This window comes from Streptomyces sp. NPDC002868 (assembly GCF_055563295.1).
Genome location: NZ_JBVHDR010000003.1, coordinates 46825 through 62206, shown reverse-complemented (window position 1 = coordinate 62206; position 15382 = coordinate 46825). Strand labels below are relative to the sequence as shown.

Here is a 15382-nt window from a genome sequence, read left to right as displayed (position 1 = left end):
ACAGCAGGAACTGAACCGCAGCCGCGCATGGCGATATGTCCTCACTCAGGGTGTCCGCGCCCTGGTTCGACGTGATCGGCGGTGAGAGTTCCTGGCTTCCGGGGGAGTGCTCCCCCGGTGACAGTGGCGGGACCGCGCCGGATTTGCACCGGCTTCCTCTTCTGCCGCCGTAGATGGCCCCGGCAGTCCACCACGTGCGAGAACGCCCGTCAACTCGCCCTTGACCTGCGGTGGGACAGTGTGCCGAGCCCCACATCGACGGCACGGAAAAAGGCCGGGCCGGTCACCCGAAGGGGTGCCCGGCCCGGCCTTGTGCTGAGTGAGCCGCCGTCAGACGACGATCAGATAGATCCCGTACGCCACGGCCGCCGCGCAGAGCGCGAAGCAGGCGTACGCGCCCGTGCGTGCCAGGACCGCGGAGCCGCCGCCTCCTCCGGCCGCCGACTCCTGCTTGGTCAGGCCCACGACGCCCAGGGTGAACAGGCCCACCAGGGCGACGGTGGCGACGAGGCTCACGCCGAAGACGGAACCGAGTGCTGCCCAGTCGATTTTCATGCTGATCTGTCCTTACACCGTGGCCGGCTGCGTCGTCGGCTCGGAGCCGGCCGCGTGGGGCTGAGCCGGGATGGTCGTCTTGAGGTCCTGCGCGGGCGTGCCGGCCGGCGGCGGGCTGACGGCGGCGATGGCGGCGGTCACAACACCGGCGGGCTCGGCGTCGCCGGCCACGTCGTTGACATTGGTGTGGTCGACCACCTGGCGGCGGGAGACGAACCAGATGGCGACGCAGGCGCTGATCAGGAAGGCCGCGACGGCCGCGACACCCCAGTCGCCCTGCTTGGTCACGAACTCCGAGCCCGCGGCGACCAGACCGGCGGCCGGCAGCGTCAGGCCCCAGGCGACGAACATCCGGGTGGCGGTGGACCAGCGGACCACGCCGCCCTTGCGGCCGAGACCCGCGCCCATCACGGCGCCGGAGCAGGAGTGCGTGGTCGACAGCGAGAAGCCGAGGTTCGAGGAGGCGAGGATGACGCTGGCCGCGCTGGTCTGGGCGGCGAAGCCCTGCTGCGGCTGGAGGTCGGTCAGGCCCTTGCCCATGGTGCGGATGATGCGCCAGCCGCCGAGGTATGTGCCCAGCGCGATCGCGAGACCGGCGGAGAGGATGACCCACATCGGAGGGTTGGAGCCGGGGGAGAGCACGCCGCCGGCAACGAGCGCCAGCGTGATGATGCCCATGGTCTTCTGCGCGTCGTTGGTGCCGTGGGCCAGGGAGACGAGGCCCGCCGAGGTGATCTGGCCGGCGCGGTAGCCCTTCGCGGTGGCCTTCTCGTCGGCGTTCTTGCCGATCCTGTACGTCAGCCGGGAGGCCAGGAACGCCGCGATGCCGGCGACCAGCGGGGCGGCGATCGCGGGGATCAGCACCTTGGTGACGACGGTGCCGCCGTTGACTCCGCCGACGCCGACCGAGGCGATGGTGGCGCCGATCAGTCCGCCCATGAGGGCGTGCGAAGAGCTGGAGGGCAGGCCGATCAGCCAGGTCATCAGGTTCCACAGGATGGCGCCGACGAGCGCCGCGAATATGACCTCTGGTGTGATGCCGTCCTCGGTGACGATGCCGCTGGAGATCGTCTTGGCGACCTCCACGGACAGGAACGCGCCGACGAGGTTGAGCACGGCGGACATTGCCACCGCCGTCTTGGGTTTCAGAGCGCCGGTCGAGATGGTCGTCGCCATCGCGTTGGCGGTGTCGTGGAAACCGTTCGTGAAATCGAACACGAGCGCTGTCACGATCACAATCGCGAGCAGCAAGGTGATGTGTTCCATTTACCCAGGCAATCGTTTGGCGACAGTGGCCCGGTGAACGTAGTTAACCTGAGTGAACGGAAGATGAACTGGGACGGGCGTTGCGGTGTCCTCGAGTGAGGATTCCTGACTCCACTTGTCGGACGGCTCCGTGCCTGCCCGGTGACAGCACGGGGAGGGTGCGGCACCGACGCCGCGCCGAAGCGAAAAACGGCCCTTTGTGGCACTTTGCGTGATCTCCGTCACCCACCTGCCCCTGCGCCGCCGCGGCACCGCCTGACAGGATCGCCGCATGACCGATCAGGTGCGGCAGGACGCGATCGAGCGGGCGTGGGAAGACCTCGTGGCCACGGCCCGCAGGACAGCGGCGGAAGGCCTGGTGGTGGGCACATCGGGCAATGTCTCGGCACGGGTCGGCGGACTCGTCCTGGTCACCCCGAGCGGAGTCCCCTACGACCGGCTCACCCCCGAGGACGCCGTCGCCGTCGATCTCGACGGCAACCAGCTCCTCGGCGAGCTCGCCCCCACCAGCGAGCTGCCGCTCCACCTGGAGGTCTACCGCAACACGAACGCCGGGGCCGTGGTCCACACCCACGCCGTGCACGCCACCGCCGTCTCCACCCTCGTCCCCGAGCTCCCGCCCATCCACTACATGGCCGCGGCCCTCGGCGGCACCGTCCGTGTCGCGCGGTACGCCCTGTACGGAACGGACGAGCTGGCCGCGAACATGCTCCACGCCCTGCGCGAGCGCACCGCCTGCCTCCTGCAGAACCACGGCACCATCGCCTACGGCGACTCCCTCGACCAGGCATACGACCGCACCGCCCAGCTGGAGTGGATGTGCCGCCTCTGGCTGGCCGCGGCATCGCTGCCCGGACACACGCCCAGCCTGCTCTCCGGCTCCCAGCTGCGCGAGGCCGCGGAGAAGCTCCAGGGGTACGGCCAGCCCCGCTGACACCATCTGCGATCGCCGTCCACTGGCAGCGAGGCGTGCTGATGCCGACACTGGAACGGTGCGCCCGGCTACAGCGACGGCAGCGGCCGTCACCACCCTGATAGGTCTCGGCGCGGCCGCGATCGCGGTCGGCCGGTACGCAAGCGATGCCGCGCTCAAAGCGCAGCCAGGCCGTCCGCTGCCCGGCGAGCCCCGGCCCACCGTGCACGCCACGGCCGACGGCCAGGTGACCCTGACCCGCAGCCTCGCCACACAGCGCCCCGGCACGTACGCACTCCACAGCGAGGACGTCCACGCGGTCGTCGGCCCCGTGCTCAACGGGGTGTCGCACCCCGTCGACACCGTCGTACGCCGCCTGGAGCGGGTCAGCCGCGGCAGCCTGCAGCCCGGCAGCCGGGTGCGGCTCACCCCGCAGGTGCACAGTGGCGACCCGTCGAGCGCGCTCGGCCTCGCCCACCGCGATGTCGACATCCCCGGCGAACTCGGCACGCTGCCCGCCTGGTTCGTGCCGGGCCCGCGGGAGACGTGGATGATCACCGTGCACGGCCTGGGCGCGACCCGGGAACACCCGCTGAATCTCCTGCCGTTCCTGCATGCCCAGCGGTTCCCCGTCCTCGACATCGCCTACAGAGGGGACGAGGGCGCCCCCAGGCCCCCCGACGGCCTCGGCCACCTCGGCGACTCCGAGTGGCGCGACCTGGACGCGGCCATCCGCTTCGCGGTGCGCCACGGCGCCGAGCACATCGTCCTGCACGGCTGGTCCACCGGCGCGTCGATGGCCCTGCACGCCGCCGCCAACTCCGCGCTGCGCGACCGGATCAGCGGGCTCGTCCTGGACTCCCCGGTACTCGACTGGGAGGCCACCCTGCGCAATCTGGCCGCCCGCCGGACCCCCGCGGCCCTGCTGCCGCTCGCCGTCAGGGCGGCGCAGGGCAGGACCGGACTGCACGGCGACCGGCTGCTCAACGCCTCGGACCCGAAGTCCCTGCGCGTGCCGACGCTGATCTTCCACGGCCCGGACGACACGCTCGCCCCCTGGCAGCGGTCGCGTGAACTGGCCGCCCGCCGCCCCGAACTGATCAGCCTGCACACGGTCCAGCACGCCCCGCACGCCGCCATGTGGAACGCCGACCCGGCACGCTACGAAGAAGCCCTCCGCCGCTTCCTCATTCCCTTGATGTAGCCCTGACGAGGTCCTGACGAGGTCCTGACGAGGTCCTGACGAGGTCCTGACGAGGTCCTGACGCCGTCCGGCGCAGCCCTGGCGAGACGGCCGCACAGCACGGCCGACCAGGTTCCGTTTGGGCTTTCGGGCCGTCAGCGGGAAGACTGCTCCTCGTGACGTCCCGAAAGCCTGATGAGCAATTGGCGCGCAACTCCAGACTCCGTCTTGTCCGCCCGCAATCGCTGGCCACCGCACGGCGGGCGGTGACGACCCGGCGCACCCGGCCGGCCCCCCGGCCTCCCGAGGGCACTCCCGCCCCCTCGGAACTGGCCCGCCAGGCGAGGGCGGTCCTCGCCGACGCCGTACGGATCGCCCGCTGGGCGGCCGTCGAGCGGGACCCCAGCACCACCCAGCTCACCGAGCGGGCGCAGCAACGGGCAGCCACCGCACTGGAGTTGACCCCGCTCCAGGTGCGGGCAGGCTGGGACCGGGCCCGCCTCGCCGGCCTGGTCGAGCTGCACGGCGACACCGCACGCCCCGGCTGGCGGCTGCGCGCCTGGGACCGCGACGACATGGCAGTACTGCGCGGCTGGGTCGCCCTCTTCGACGCCTGGTCGCTGGTCCACCCCGCCCCCGACGACGTCGCCCCCACCGCGGTCGCCGAGGTCGTCGAGGCCGTGCCCCAGGTGCTCTCCCTCCTTCAGCTCTCGGCCGGGCCCGTGCTCGTACCGCTCCTGCTGGACCTGTTGCAGCAGCGCGTCGCGGAACTGCGCGAGGAGCGCTGCGAAGTGCCGTACGGTCCGCAGTCCGACCTGCCGGAGGCCGGGCAGGACATCCCTGTCTCCGAGCTTCTCGGCTGGGCCCTTCAGGGACTGTCCGCCGTCGGCGCCCTGACTCTCGACAAGGGCCGGTCCGCCACCCTCACCCCCCTCGGCAACTGGGCGGTCTGGGTCAAGCTCGAGCAGATCTGCGTCGCCGCCCAGAGTCCCGCGGGCAACATCGAGCAGTCCGCCGAGGACATGCTGCGCGGCTGCGCCCGCCTCACCCCGGGCCCGGCCCGCGCCGAGTACCGCGCCTGGCTCGCCGCCCGCACCGTCTCCAGCGCCGTCACCGAACTCCTCGCCGTCGCCCGCGGCGAGGACGCCCTGCTGCGCGGGCTCGCCTTCGAGGCGCTGCGCGTCGTCGGCGCCCCCGCGGAGGCCGAGGTCCGCGCCGCCGCCGACGAGTCCTCGCTGCGCCCCTACGTCCTGCTCTGGCTCGCCGAGTACGAAGGCGCGGACCCCGAGGACGCCGCGGACGTCCTCACCCGCGAGGAGGCGACCTGGCTCTGGGTGGACACGGCGGCGGCCGTCGCCGACCACGGGGAGCCCCAGCTGCTGCTGCGCCATCTCGACTCCGCGGTGCAGGGCACCGTCCCGGCGCTGCTCGAAGAGGTCCGTGCCGGGGGCCACCCCCGCACCGTCCAGGTCCTGGTCGCCCTGGCGGCCGCGCACCCGGACCCGGCTCTGGCCAAGGCCGTACGCCGGGCGGCGTTCCAGGTGCACACCGGAGACGCCTAGTCCCGCGACTGGTCCCGCGGACGGTGAGCCTTCCTCAATCCCCGGACGGGCTTGAAATCAAGCCCGTCCGGGGATTGAGGACAACGCGCCGGGCGCGAGGGAGGCTAAGACCCCTGCGCCCCTGGTGAGTACGTGCCGAAGCTCCACACATTGCCCTCGAGGTCACGCGCCATGTAGTCACGCGCGCCGTAGTCCTGGTCGGTCGGCGGCATCACGATGTCCGCCCCGCGCTCCACCGCCCTGCCGTGGTGTGCGTCGACATCGTCGACATGGACGAACACCCCCACCGGACCGGCGTCCTTCATCAGCTTGTCGAACTCGCTGCCGGTGCCCTTGCTGCCCAGCATCACCATGCCGTTGCCGAAAGTCAGCTCGGCGTGCACGACCGCGCCCGCCTCGTCCTCGTACACCGCGTGCTCGGCGAAGCCGAAGGCCTCGGTGAGTTGTTTGATCGCAGCCTTCGCGTCCGCGTACAGCAGCGTCGGACAGATGCTTGGAGACTCCGACATCTCGATCACTCCTTCATGCTCGACGGTGGAATGTGATCTGCGTCTCAGTCTCGCAGCCGCCACTGACACTCAGCGGAAGGCGTTGCACCGGGCCACGCCGGGACCGAGCCCGAATGCAGCCGGGAAAGGCGGCGCAAAACCACTTGCACGGCCCGGCTAGACTGGCCGGTATGGCAATTCTCCTTGCGCATTAGACGGCGTCGAAGCTCCTACGCCCTTCCCTTCCGCCGTCCATACCGCCCTGGAGTCTTTCCGTGATCACCACTTCCGGCGTCGAGCTGCGCGCCGGCGCCCGCGTCCTCATCGAGTCCGCTTCCTTCCGTATCGCCAAAGGCGACCGCATCGGGCTGGTAGGCCGCAATGGAGCGGGCAAGACCACCCTCACCAAATGCCTTGCGGGCGAAGGCATCCCCGCCGCCGGCACCATCACCCGCTCCGGCGAGGTCGGTTACCTCCCGCAGGACCCGCGCACCGGCGACCTCGACATACTCGCCCGCGACCGGATCCTTTCCGCCCGCGACCTCGACTCCGTACTGAAGAAGATGCGCGAGAACGAGGACCGGATGGCGAACGGCAAGGGCGCCACCCGCGAGAAGGCGATGAAGAAGTACGAGCGCCTGGAGACGGAGTTCCTCACCAAGGGCGGTTACGCCGCCGAGGCCGAGGCCGCCACCATCGCCGCCGCGCTCGGCCTGCCCGACCGGGTACTCGGCCAGCCGCTGCATACGCTCTCCGGCGGTCAGCGCCGCCGCGTCGAGCTCGCCCGCATCCTCTTCTCGGACGCCGACACCCTGCTCCTCGACGAGCCGACCAACCACCTCGACGCCGACTCGATCGTCTGGCTGCGCGACTACCTCAGGACCTACCGCGGCGGCTTCATCGTCATCTCCCACGACGTCGACCTCGTCGAGACGGTCGTCAACAAGGTCTTCTACCTCGACGCCAACCGCTCCACGATCGACATCTACAACATGGGCTGGAAGCTCTACCAGCAGCAGCGCGAGGCCGACGAGAAGCGACGCAAGCGCGAGCGGCAGAACGCCGAGAAGAAGGCCGCCGCCCTCAACTCGCAGGCCGACAAGATGCGGGCCAAGGCCACCAAGACCGTGGCCGCGCAGAACATGGCCAAGCGGGCCGAGCGGCTGCTCGCCGGTCTCGAAGAGGTCCGGGCCTCCGACAAGGTCGCCAAGCTGCGCTTCCCGGAGCCCGCGCCCTGCGGCAAGACTCCGCTGACCGCGGAGGGCCTGTCCAAGTCGTACGGCTCACTCGAGATCTTCACCGATGTGGACCTCGCCATCGACAAGGGCTCCCGGGTCGTCATCCTCGGCCTCAACGGAGCGGGCAAGACGACCCTGCTGCGGCTGCTCGCCGGAGTGGAGACGCCGGACACCGGGGCGGTCACCCCGGGCCACGGCCTCAAGCTCGGCTACTACGCCCAGGAGCACGAGACCCTCGACCCGGACCGCACGGTCCTGGAGAACATGCGCTCCTCCGCGCCCGACCTCGATCTCGTCGAGGTGCGCAAGACGCTCGGCTCGTTCCTGTTCTCCGGCGACGACGTCGACAAGCCGGCCGGGGTGCTCTCCGGCGGTGAGAAGACCCGTCTCGCACTGGCCACGCTGGTCGTCTCGTCCGCGAATGTCCTGCTTCTCGACGAGCCCACCAACAACCTCGACCCTGCCAGCCGCGAGGAGATCCTCGGCGCGCTGCGCACCTACAAGGGCGCGGTCATCCTCGTCACGCACGACGAGGGAGCGGTCGAGGCGCTCGAGCCGGAGCGCATCATCCTGCTTCCGGACGGGGTCGAGGACCTGTGGGGCGCGGACTACGCGGACCTGGTGGCGCTCGCCTGACCCGGCTCGTTCCGGGCTTTCCGGTCCGGTCCTGCGCTGATCCACTCCGTATGGATCATTCGGCCTACGGGTGATCCATCATCTGAGTGAGTACGTCTCGTACCACGGCGTGGCAGCGAGCGGATCCTCTCCGTCCGGTGTCATGCCGTGCCTGTCTCCCCGGCGCGTCGCTGACCTGCTACTTCTGGCGGGAACCCGCTCGGACGTGCGCGCACGAGCGCCCGGAATGAGAAATTCCGGTCGTGGCGGCCGGCTGGTTCACGGCAAAGCTTGTCGCACGGACCTTGCCGAATGGGTGGCCAGGAAGCCCTCGAGGGGTGATCATGAGAGTCCAGAGCGCACTTCCCATGAGGAGGCACGGGTGGCCGAGACTCTGAAGAAGGGCAGCCGGGTTACCGGCGCCGCGCGCGACAAGCTCGCGGCAGACCTGAAGAAGAAGTACGACTCCGGTGCGAGCATCCGGGCGTTGGCCGAAGAGACCGGCCGCTCCTACGGATTCGTCCACCGGATGCTCAGCGAGTCCGGAGTCACGCTGCGGGGACGCGGCGGAGCGACGCGAGGCAAGAAGGCCGCTACGGCCTGACGGCCGGGCTCCTTCGGTCCACCGGTTTTCACGGTGGCCACCCGGCCGGTCGCTCGGTCGGCCGGGTGGTTACTGTGCAGTCACTTATTTTGGTCTGTACTGACTGCACCCGAACCGGAGGCGCCCCATGACTTCGCTCGACTCTGTGCTCGACAAGGACGGCGTACGGCTCACCGTCGAGGACGCGGTTGCCACGGTAACCCTGACCAACCCGGACAAGCGCAACGCCCAATCTCCCGCTCTGTGGCGGGCGTTGGCGCAGGCGGGTCGGTCGCTGCCGGGCAATGTGCGGGTCGTGGTGCTGCGCGGTGAGGGCAAGTCCTTCTCCGCCGGTCTCGACCGGCAGGCGTTCACGCCCGAGGGCTTCGACGGCGAGCCGTCCTTCCTCGATCTCGCACGCGGCTCCGACGAGGAGCTCGACGCGGTCATCGCCGAGTACCAGGAAGCGTTCACCTGGTGGCGCCGCAGTGACATCGTCACGATCGCGGCCGTCCAGGGTCATGCGATCGGTGCCGGATTCCAGCTCGCCCTCGCCTGCGACCTCCGGGTCGTTGCGCAGGACGTGCAGTTCGCCATGCGCGAGACCAGCCTCGGGCTCGTCCCCGACCTCACCGGCACGCACCCGCTGGTGTCGCTCGTCGGCTACGCCCCCGCGCTGGAGATCTGCGCGACGGGCCGTTTTGTGCACGCCGAGGAGGCCGAGCGCACCGGCCTCGCCAACCTCGTCGTGCCCGCAGACGAACTCGACAGTGCGGTCCGGGACTTGGCGGGCGCCCTGCTCGCGGCGCCGCGGGACGCGGTCATCGAGACGAAGGCGCTGCTGCAGGGTGTGAGCCGGCGTTCGTACGAGGAGCAGCGCACCGCGGAGCGGGCGGCGCAGGCGCGCCGGCTGCGCGACCTCGCGGGCATCGGGGACTGATCCCTGCCGTCTGGCCGGCTCCCCCCGTTTCGCCCTTCAGACCGAGACCGAGACCGAGCTGACCAGTACAGCCACCGGGCGGCCGTCCGCGAGCGCCGTAGTCACCGCCTCGCGGACCGCCCGGACCACCTCCAGCGGGCGGTGGCCGCTTGCCGTCGCCACCTCGACGCGTACATGGTCGGGCGCGAGATGCACCGCCGTGCCCAGGGTGGCTGTCAGATGCGCGACTCCCGGGACCCGGGACGCCGCCGTGCCCGCCGGGTCCGTGGGGGCGGCGGCCCGTACCTCGGTTGGGGGAGCGGGGGCGAGGGTTTCCGGGGCGGCGTCCAGCAGCTCCGTCACCCGTAGATCCACCTCCGCGACCTCCAGGTCCAGCAGCTGCGCCGCGGCCGTGAACAGCGCGGTGCGCAGCGCGGACGCGGTCACGGGCAGCGGGTCCCGCGCCACGGCCGCGAAATCCGCCTCAATCCGCAGAGGCCCCGGCGACAGCGCGCTCGGCGGCGCAGGCACGTCGGGAGCAGCCGCCGCGCCGGGATCCACCAGCGCCAGCCTGAGCCGGCCGGGAGTCACCCCCGGCACCTCGGCCGCCGCCCGCCGCAGCACCGCCTCGGCCGCCCGCTCGGCCAGCCAGGCGCCGTCCGCCGCTCCGCCCAGCGGAAGCAGCCTGCCGAGCCCCAGCCGTCGCCTTACCGCATCAGCAGTGGTCATTGCTCCAGCCTGCCGCATCTACGGCGCAAGACCGGGCAAGGGCACTTAATGTGGGCAGCGGAGTCTCCCACCCCCACAAAGGGAGCCCCCACCGCCCGGAAAGGGAGTCCCCACCGCCCGGAAAGGACGCACGGCCATGACCGACACCGCTCAGCGAAACCGTCCCGAGAACCCTGGCGGCGAGCCGTCCGGCTCGGACGAGGCGCCCCGGAGGACCTCAGTCACCAAGCGCGGGGGCGGCGATCCCGCGTCGCGTGGGCGTACCACCATCGCCGACGGGGTGGTCGAGAAGATCGCCGGGCTCGCCGCCCGCGATGTGCTCGGCGTCCACGCGATGGGCAGCGGCCTCTCCCGCACCTTCGGCGCGGTCCGCGACCGGGTGCCCGGCAGCAGCAAGTCCACTGCCACCCGCGGGGTGAAGGCCGAGGTCGGCGAAGTGCAGACGGCCCTCGACCTGGAGATCGTCATCGACTACGGCGTCTCCATCGCCGATGTCGCCCGCGCCGTCCGCGAGAACGTCATCTCCGCGGTGGAACGTATGACAGGACTCGAAGTCGTCGAAGTCAATATCGCGGTCAGCGATGTGAAGCTGCCCGATGAGGAAGAAGAAGAGCCGGAGCCGCGTCTCCAGTAGAGGAGCCCACGATGAGCATGGCGGTGGTCGGCATGTTGGCCGGCATGGCGCTCGCCTTCGCCGGATACTTCGGCGGATTCGGTGCCTTTCTGCTGGTCGCCGCATTGGGGGCGGTCGGCTTTGTGGCGGGCCGGATCCTCGACGGCGACATCGAACTCGGCGACTTCTTCCACAGTCGCGATCGCGGCGACCGGCGGCGGTGACACGCCGTGGCCGCGGGGGGTACCGCCCCCGGAGACAGGGGGAGCGTCGCAGCCGCCGAGCGCGGGGCCACCGCGATCGCCGACCGGGTGGTGGCGAAGATCGCCGCGCAGGCGGCGCGGGAGGCGCTCGACCGCGTGCCGGAGGGCGGCGTGCCGCCCCGTGCCACGGTCACGGTGCACCATGACGCGGCCCGGGTGCGGGTCAGCCTGGAGTTGGACTACCCCTCCGACATCGGCGGTCAGTGCGGTGCCGTGCGTCACCGAGTCGCCGAGCGGGTAAAGGCGTTGGCGGGGATGGATGTGCCCGAGGTGGCCGTGCAGGTCGAACGGCTGCACTCGGTGCACTCGCGCAGGGCGGCACAGGGGAGGATCCGATGAGCGAGCCCGTACGGCCCGTACTCGATCTGGACCAGTCGGCGTCGGCCGCGGCGTACGAGCCGCCTGCGGCGTCGGGTGACGGCGACGGCGGCAAGGCCGGACGCTTCTGGTCCGCGCGCCGGATGCCTGCCGGGCTGCTGGCCCTGGTGGTACTCGGCGGCGCGGGGCTGCTGCTGTACGACATCGCGGCGGTACGGGCCGACCGCCCCGCCATGCAGTGGCGCAAGGCTCTCGCGGGCGACCTCGCGACGTGGCAGGTGGACGAGCTGGGGGTGCTGGGGGCCGCGGTGGCCGCGATGGTGGTCGGCGTCTGCCTGATCGTCATCGCCGTCACGCCCGGACTGCGTGCGCTGCTGCCGATGCGCCGCGACATCGCGTCCGTACAAGCGGGACTCGACCGGGAGGCCGCGGCGCTCGTGCTGCGGGACCGGGCGATGGAGGTGTCCGGGGTGCAGTCCGCGCGCGTACGGATGGGGCGTACGAAGGTCTCGGCGCGGGCGCTGTCCCACTTCCGCGAACTCGACGACGTACGCGCGGACCTGGACGCAGCGCTGGGCGCCGGCATCAGGGAACTCGGCCTCGCCAGGCCGCCCGCCCTGACCGTGCACGTCAGCCGGCCGCCGGCAAAGAAGGGGTGAGGCCGGATGCTTCGGTTGATCAATCGCGTACTGCTCGGCCTCGCCGGGCTGGTGCTGCTGTGCGTGGGCGGCGCGGTGCTCGCCGCGGGGGCGGGGTGGCCGGTGCCGTCCTGGTGGCCGTGGGAAGGGCAGAGCGATGTGCTGCTGAGCGAGGCAGACCGCGACCGCTGGCGCGACGAGGGCTGGTGGTGGCCCGCGGTCATCGCGGGGCTCGCGGTGGTGGTGCTCCTGGCGCTGTGGTGGCTGATCGCTCAACTCCGCCGCCACCGGCTGGCGGAGATCCTCGTCGACAGCGGCGACGGCGAGGGCGCGCTGCTGCGGGGCCGCGCACTGGAGGGCGTGCTGGAGGGCGAGGCGGAATCCCTGGACGGCGTGTCCCGCGTGCATGTGACGCTGACGGGCCGCCGCAGCGCGCCCGAGGCACAGGTGAGCCTGCTCCTTGAGCCGTACGCGTCGCCGGGTGAGACGCTGACGCGTCTCACGGAGGAGGCGGTGGGTCACGCGCGAGACTCGGCGGGCCTGGCGGTGCTGCCGACGGAGGTCCGCCTGCGGGCGGCGAAGCACCGGGCGCAGCGGGTGAGTTGAGGGGGCGGGGGGCTCCGCCCCGGACCCCTGGAGGTGAGGGGTGGGGGTGCCACGGTGCCGTCCGGCGCGGTACGCACGCCTCCGCCCGCCGGGCCGCGCCCGGCGGTGAGAGGTCGGCCCACCGCCCTGCCCGCATTCGCGGGCGGGAGTAATCGGGGAGCGCGGGGCCGCGCCCACCGGGCCGTGCCCGGCGGGCCGTGCCCGGCGGGCCGCGCCCGGCGGGGCGAGGTCGGCGGGCCGTGCCCGGCGGGGCGAGGTCGGCGCACCGCGGTAAAACCGCACCCTGCACCCGGCGGGAACCCGCCCCCCCGCGCCGCCTCAGAAGCCGTGGCGCGCGCCGCCGTCCACCGGGAGCATCACGCCCGTCAAGTACGACGCCGCCGGCGACAGCAGGAACGCCGCCGCGTTGCCGAACTCCTCCGGCGTTCCGTAGCGCCGCAGCGGGATGCGGGACTCGTTCGCCGTGCGGGCCGCGTCCGCGTCGCCCGATAGCGCGTCGAGTTCGCGAACGCGGTCCGTGTCGATGCGGGCCGGGAGCAGGCCCACGACCCGGATGCCCTGCGGGCCCAGCTCGTCCGAGAGGGACTTCGCGAAGCCGGCCAGGCCCGGACGCAGGCCGTTGGAGATCGTCAGGCCCGGGATCGGCTCATGGACCGAGCCGGACAGGACGAAGCCGATGACACCGCCCTCGCCGAGCGCCGCGGCCGCCGTGCGGGCCAGCCGTACGGCGCCGAGGAACACCGTCTCGAACGCGGCCAGCCACTGCTCGTCCGTGTTGTCCGCGGCAAACCCCGGCGGCGGGCCGCCCACGCTGATCAGAATGCCGTCGAAGCGGCCGAAGTGTGCCCGCGCCGCGGCGACAAGGCGCTCCGCCCCCGCCGGGTCGCCGTTGTCCGAGGCGATGCCCATCGCGTTCGGGCCGAGTTCGGCGGCGGCGTCCGCGACGGACTTCGCGTCGCGCCCGGTGATGACGACCTTCGCGCCGTCGGCGACCAGCGCCCGCGCACTGGCATTTCCCAGCCCCCGCGACGCACCCGTGACGACGTAGACGCGGTCCTTCAGTCCAAGATCCATGGCCCTATCCTGCCGTCTCCTCCTGGGACAGCGCGAGGGCCGAGTTCGCCAGCGCGATATGGCTGAACGCCTGCGGAAAGTTCCCGAGCTGGCAACGGGCCACCGGGTCGTACTCCTCGGCGAGCAGCCCGACGTCGTTGCGCAGGAGGAGCAGCCGCTCGAAGAGCTCTCGCGCCTCCTTCACCCGCCCCGTCATCCGCAGCGCGTCCACCAGCCAGAACGAGCAGGCCAGAAAGGCTCCTTCACCTCCGGGCAGCCCGTCGACCGCCTTGCCCTCGGTGCTGTAGCGGCGTACGAGAGCGCCGTTGGCCCCCAGCTCGTCCCGTACCGCGTCGACCGTCCCGATCACCCGCGGATCGTCCGGCGGCAGAAATCCGACCCGCGGAATGAGCAGCGCCGCCGCGTCGAGTTCGTCGGAGCCGTAGGACTGCATGAAGGCGTTCCGCTGCGGGTCGTACCCCTTCTTGCAGACCTCCTGGTGCACCTCGTCCCGCATCGCCCGCCACCGGTCCGCTTCGCCGCGTATCGAGGGATTGGCCTCCAGGGTGCGCACGGCACGGTCCGCCGCCACCCACGCCATCACTTTGGAGTGCACGAAGTGACGGCGGGGGCTCCGCACTTCCCACAGCCCCTCGTCCGGCTCGCGCCACTTGGACTCCAGGAAGCCGAGCAGACTGAGCTGCAGATTCCAGGCGTGCTTCTCCGCAGCCAGACCCGCCTCCCGCGCCACAAAGAGGGAGTCGATGACCTCGCCGTACACATCGAGCTGCAGCTGCTCCACGGCCCGATTGCCGATGCGGACCGGCGCGGAGCCCGCGTAGCCTCTCAGCCACGGCAGCTCGGTCTCGGGCAGTCGGCGCTCGCCCGCCACCCCGTACATGATCTGCAGGTCCGCCGGGTCGCCGGCCACCGCGCGCAGCAGCCAGTCACGCCAGGCCTTCGCCTCGTCCAGATAGCCGGCCGTCAGCAGTGCGCCGAGCGTGAGAGTGGAGTCGCGCAGCCAGCAGTAGCGGTAGTCCCAGTTGCGTACGCCGCCGAGCTCTTCCGGCAGAGAGGTGGTGGGCGCGGCGACGATCCCGCCGGTCGGGGCGTAGGTGAGCGCCTTGAGGGTGATCAGCGAGCGGATGATCGCCTCGCGGTACGGGCCCTCGCTCGCGCAGCCCGAGGACCACGCGGCCCAGTCCGCCAGGCTGTTCTCCAGCGCTTCGTGGGGGTCGATGAGCTCCGGCCGCGGCATGTGCGAGGGATACCAGGTCAGGACGAACGCGACCTTCTCGCCCGGGCCGACCGTGAACGACGAGCGGGTGCTGAACTGCTGACCCCACGTCTTGACGTTCGGCTCGCTGCGCAGCCATACGGAGTCGGGGCCGGCGACCGCCACCCGGTGGCCGTCCGCGCGCCGCATCCACGGGACGATGGAGCCGTAGTCGAAGCGAATCCGCAGGACGGCGCTCATCTCGACCGTGCCGCTGACGCCCTCCACGATCCGCATGACATCGGGGGCCGTGTCGCGCTGCGGCATGAAGTCGATGACCTTGACCGTGCCGGTGCGCGTCTCCCACACCGACTCCAGGACGAGCGAGTCGCCGATGTAGCGGCGGCTGGTGCAAAGGCCCGCGTCCTTCGGGGCGATCCGCCAGTGGCCGTTGTCCTCGTCGCCGACCAGCGCGGCGAAGCAGGCCGCCGAGTCGAAGCGGGGCAGGCACAGCCAGTCGATGGAGCCGTCCTTGCCGACCAGCGCGGCGGACTGCAGATCGCCGATGAGGGCGTAGTCCTCGATGCGTAACGTCACGCTGTCGCGTGTTCCCGCCGGGCGAGG

General features: G+C 71.5%; 17 protein-coding genes and 1 riboswitch. Of the genes, 11 read left to right on the top strand and 6 right to left on the bottom strand.

The window, feature by feature from the left end:
• Nucleotides 1–64: 64 nt before the first annotated feature.
• Nucleotides 65–199, bottom strand: a riboswitch (cobalamin riboswitch).
• A 131-nt stretch (nucleotides 200–330) separates the two neighbouring features.
• Nucleotides 331–555, bottom strand: a complete 225-nt coding sequence (locus ACZ3H8_RS11095) for a hypothetical protein (protein WP_356232991.1) — start codon at nucleotides 553–555, stop codon at nucleotides 331–333.
• A gap of 12 nt (nucleotides 556–567) precedes the next feature.
• Nucleotides 568–1821, bottom strand: coding sequence for an inorganic phosphate transporter (locus ACZ3H8_RS11090; RefSeq protein WP_467400136.1), 1254 nt, complete (start codon nucleotides 1819–1821; stop codon nucleotides 568–570).
• A 271-nt stretch (nucleotides 1822–2092) separates the two neighbouring features.
• Here ACZ3H8_RS11090 and ACZ3H8_RS11085 point away from each other — a divergent pair, with 271 nt between their 5' ends.
• From ACZ3H8_RS11085 to ACZ3H8_RS11075, 3 genes are all read left to right on the top strand, one after another.
• Nucleotides 2093–2755: a class II aldolase/adducin family protein gene (locus ACZ3H8_RS11085; protein WP_467400134.1), complete on the top strand. Its 663-nt coding sequence runs from the start codon at nucleotides 2093–2095 to the stop codon at nucleotides 2753–2755.
• Between the two features lie 58 nt (nucleotides 2756–2813).
• Complete coding sequence (locus tag ACZ3H8_RS11080) at nucleotides 2814–3938, top strand: alpha/beta hydrolase (protein ID WP_467400131.1); 1125 nt, start codon at nucleotides 2814–2816, stop codon at nucleotides 3936–3938.
• A gap of 155 nt (nucleotides 3939–4093) precedes the next feature.
• On the top strand, nucleotides 4094–5479 hold the full coding sequence (locus ACZ3H8_RS11075) for a hypothetical protein (RefSeq protein ID WP_467400129.1): 1386 nt from the start codon (nucleotides 4094–4096) through the stop codon (nucleotides 5477–5479).
• Nucleotides 5480–5583: 104 nt separating this feature from the next.
• On the opposite strand, the gene ACZ3H8_RS11070 is transcribed toward ACZ3H8_RS11075, so the two are convergent.
• Entirely contained in the window at nucleotides 5584–5988 is a 405-nt protein-coding gene (locus ACZ3H8_RS11070; RefSeq protein WP_467400126.1) for a VOC family protein, read from the bottom strand.
• A gap of 254 nt (nucleotides 5989–6242) precedes the next feature.
• Here ACZ3H8_RS11070 and ACZ3H8_RS11065 point away from each other — a divergent pair, with 254 nt between their 5' ends.
• From ACZ3H8_RS11065 to ACZ3H8_RS11055, 3 genes are all read left to right on the top strand, one after another.
• The gene (locus ACZ3H8_RS11065) at nucleotides 6243–7841 is read left to right on the top strand and encodes an ABC-F family ATP-binding cassette domain-containing protein (protein ID WP_467400124.1); all 1599 of its coding nucleotides are present in this window, start codon (nucleotides 6243–6245) and stop codon (nucleotides 7839–7841) included.
• A gap of 361 nt (nucleotides 7842–8202) precedes the next feature.
• Entirely contained in the window at nucleotides 8203–8424 is a 222-nt protein-coding gene (locus ACZ3H8_RS11060; protein ID WP_018518904.1) for a helix-turn-helix domain-containing protein, read from the top strand.
• 127 nt (nucleotides 8425–8551) lie between these two features.
• Nucleotides 8552–9343 carry an enoyl-CoA hydratase/isomerase family protein gene (locus tag ACZ3H8_RS11055; RefSeq protein WP_467400121.1) on the top strand — a complete coding sequence of 264 codons (792 nt, stop codon included), beginning with the start codon at nucleotides 8552–8554 and terminating at the stop codon, nucleotides 9341–9343.
• A gap of 36 nt (nucleotides 9344–9379) precedes the next feature.
• On the opposite strand, the gene ACZ3H8_RS11050 is transcribed toward ACZ3H8_RS11055, so the two are convergent.
• Nucleotides 9380–10051 (bottom strand): hypothetical protein, encoded by a 672-nt coding sequence (locus ACZ3H8_RS11050; RefSeq protein ID WP_467400119.1) that lies wholly within the window; start codon nucleotides 10049–10051, stop codon nucleotides 9380–9382.
• Between the two features lie 136 nt (nucleotides 10052–10187).
• On the opposite strand from ACZ3H8_RS11050, the gene ACZ3H8_RS11045 reads away from it, so the two are divergent.
• Genes ACZ3H8_RS11045 through amaP form a run of 5 tightly spaced genes read left to right on the top strand, consistent with a single transcriptional unit; the run spans nucleotide 10188 to nucleotide 12489 of the window.
• Nucleotides 10188–10685 (top strand): Asp23/Gls24 family envelope stress response protein, encoded by a 498-nt coding sequence (locus tag ACZ3H8_RS11045; protein ID WP_467400116.1) that lies wholly within the window; start codon nucleotides 10188–10190, stop codon nucleotides 10683–10685.
• An 11-nt stretch (nucleotides 10686–10696) separates the two neighbouring features.
• On the top strand, nucleotides 10697–10888 hold the full coding sequence (locus ACZ3H8_RS11040) for a hypothetical protein (RefSeq protein ID WP_467400114.1): 192 nt from the start codon (nucleotides 10697–10699) through the stop codon (nucleotides 10886–10888).
• Between the two features lie 6 nt (nucleotides 10889–10894).
• A complete protein-coding gene (locus ACZ3H8_RS11035) occupies nucleotides 10895–11266 on the top strand; it encodes an Asp23/Gls24 family envelope stress response protein (RefSeq protein ID WP_467400112.1) in 372 nt (123 codons plus the stop codon).
• Nucleotides 11263–11904, top strand: a complete 642-nt coding sequence (locus ACZ3H8_RS11030) for a DUF6286 domain-containing protein (protein ID WP_467400109.1) — start codon at nucleotides 11263–11265, stop codon at nucleotides 11902–11904. Before ACZ3H8_RS11035 ends, ACZ3H8_RS11030 begins: the two co-directional genes overlap by 4 nt.
• A gap of 6 nt (nucleotides 11905–11910) precedes the next feature.
• Nucleotides 11911–12489 carry an alkaline shock response membrane anchor protein AmaP gene (gene amaP, locus ACZ3H8_RS11025; protein WP_467400107.1) on the top strand — a complete coding sequence of 193 codons (579 nt, stop codon included), beginning with the start codon at nucleotides 11911–11913 and terminating at the stop codon, nucleotides 12487–12489.
• A 318-nt stretch (nucleotides 12490–12807) separates the two neighbouring features.
• Here the strand turns inward: amaP and ACZ3H8_RS11020 are convergent, their stop codons facing one another.
• The gene (locus ACZ3H8_RS11020) at nucleotides 12808–13563 is read right to left on the bottom strand and encodes an SDR family oxidoreductase (protein WP_467400105.1); all 756 of its coding nucleotides are present in this window, start codon (nucleotides 13561–13563) and stop codon (nucleotides 12808–12810) included.
• Between the two features lie 4 nt (nucleotides 13564–13567).
• Entirely contained in the window at nucleotides 13568–15355 is a 1788-nt protein-coding gene (locus tag ACZ3H8_RS11015; protein ID WP_467400102.1) for a glycoside hydrolase family 15 protein, read from the bottom strand.
• Nucleotides 15356–15382 lie beyond the last annotated feature (27 nt).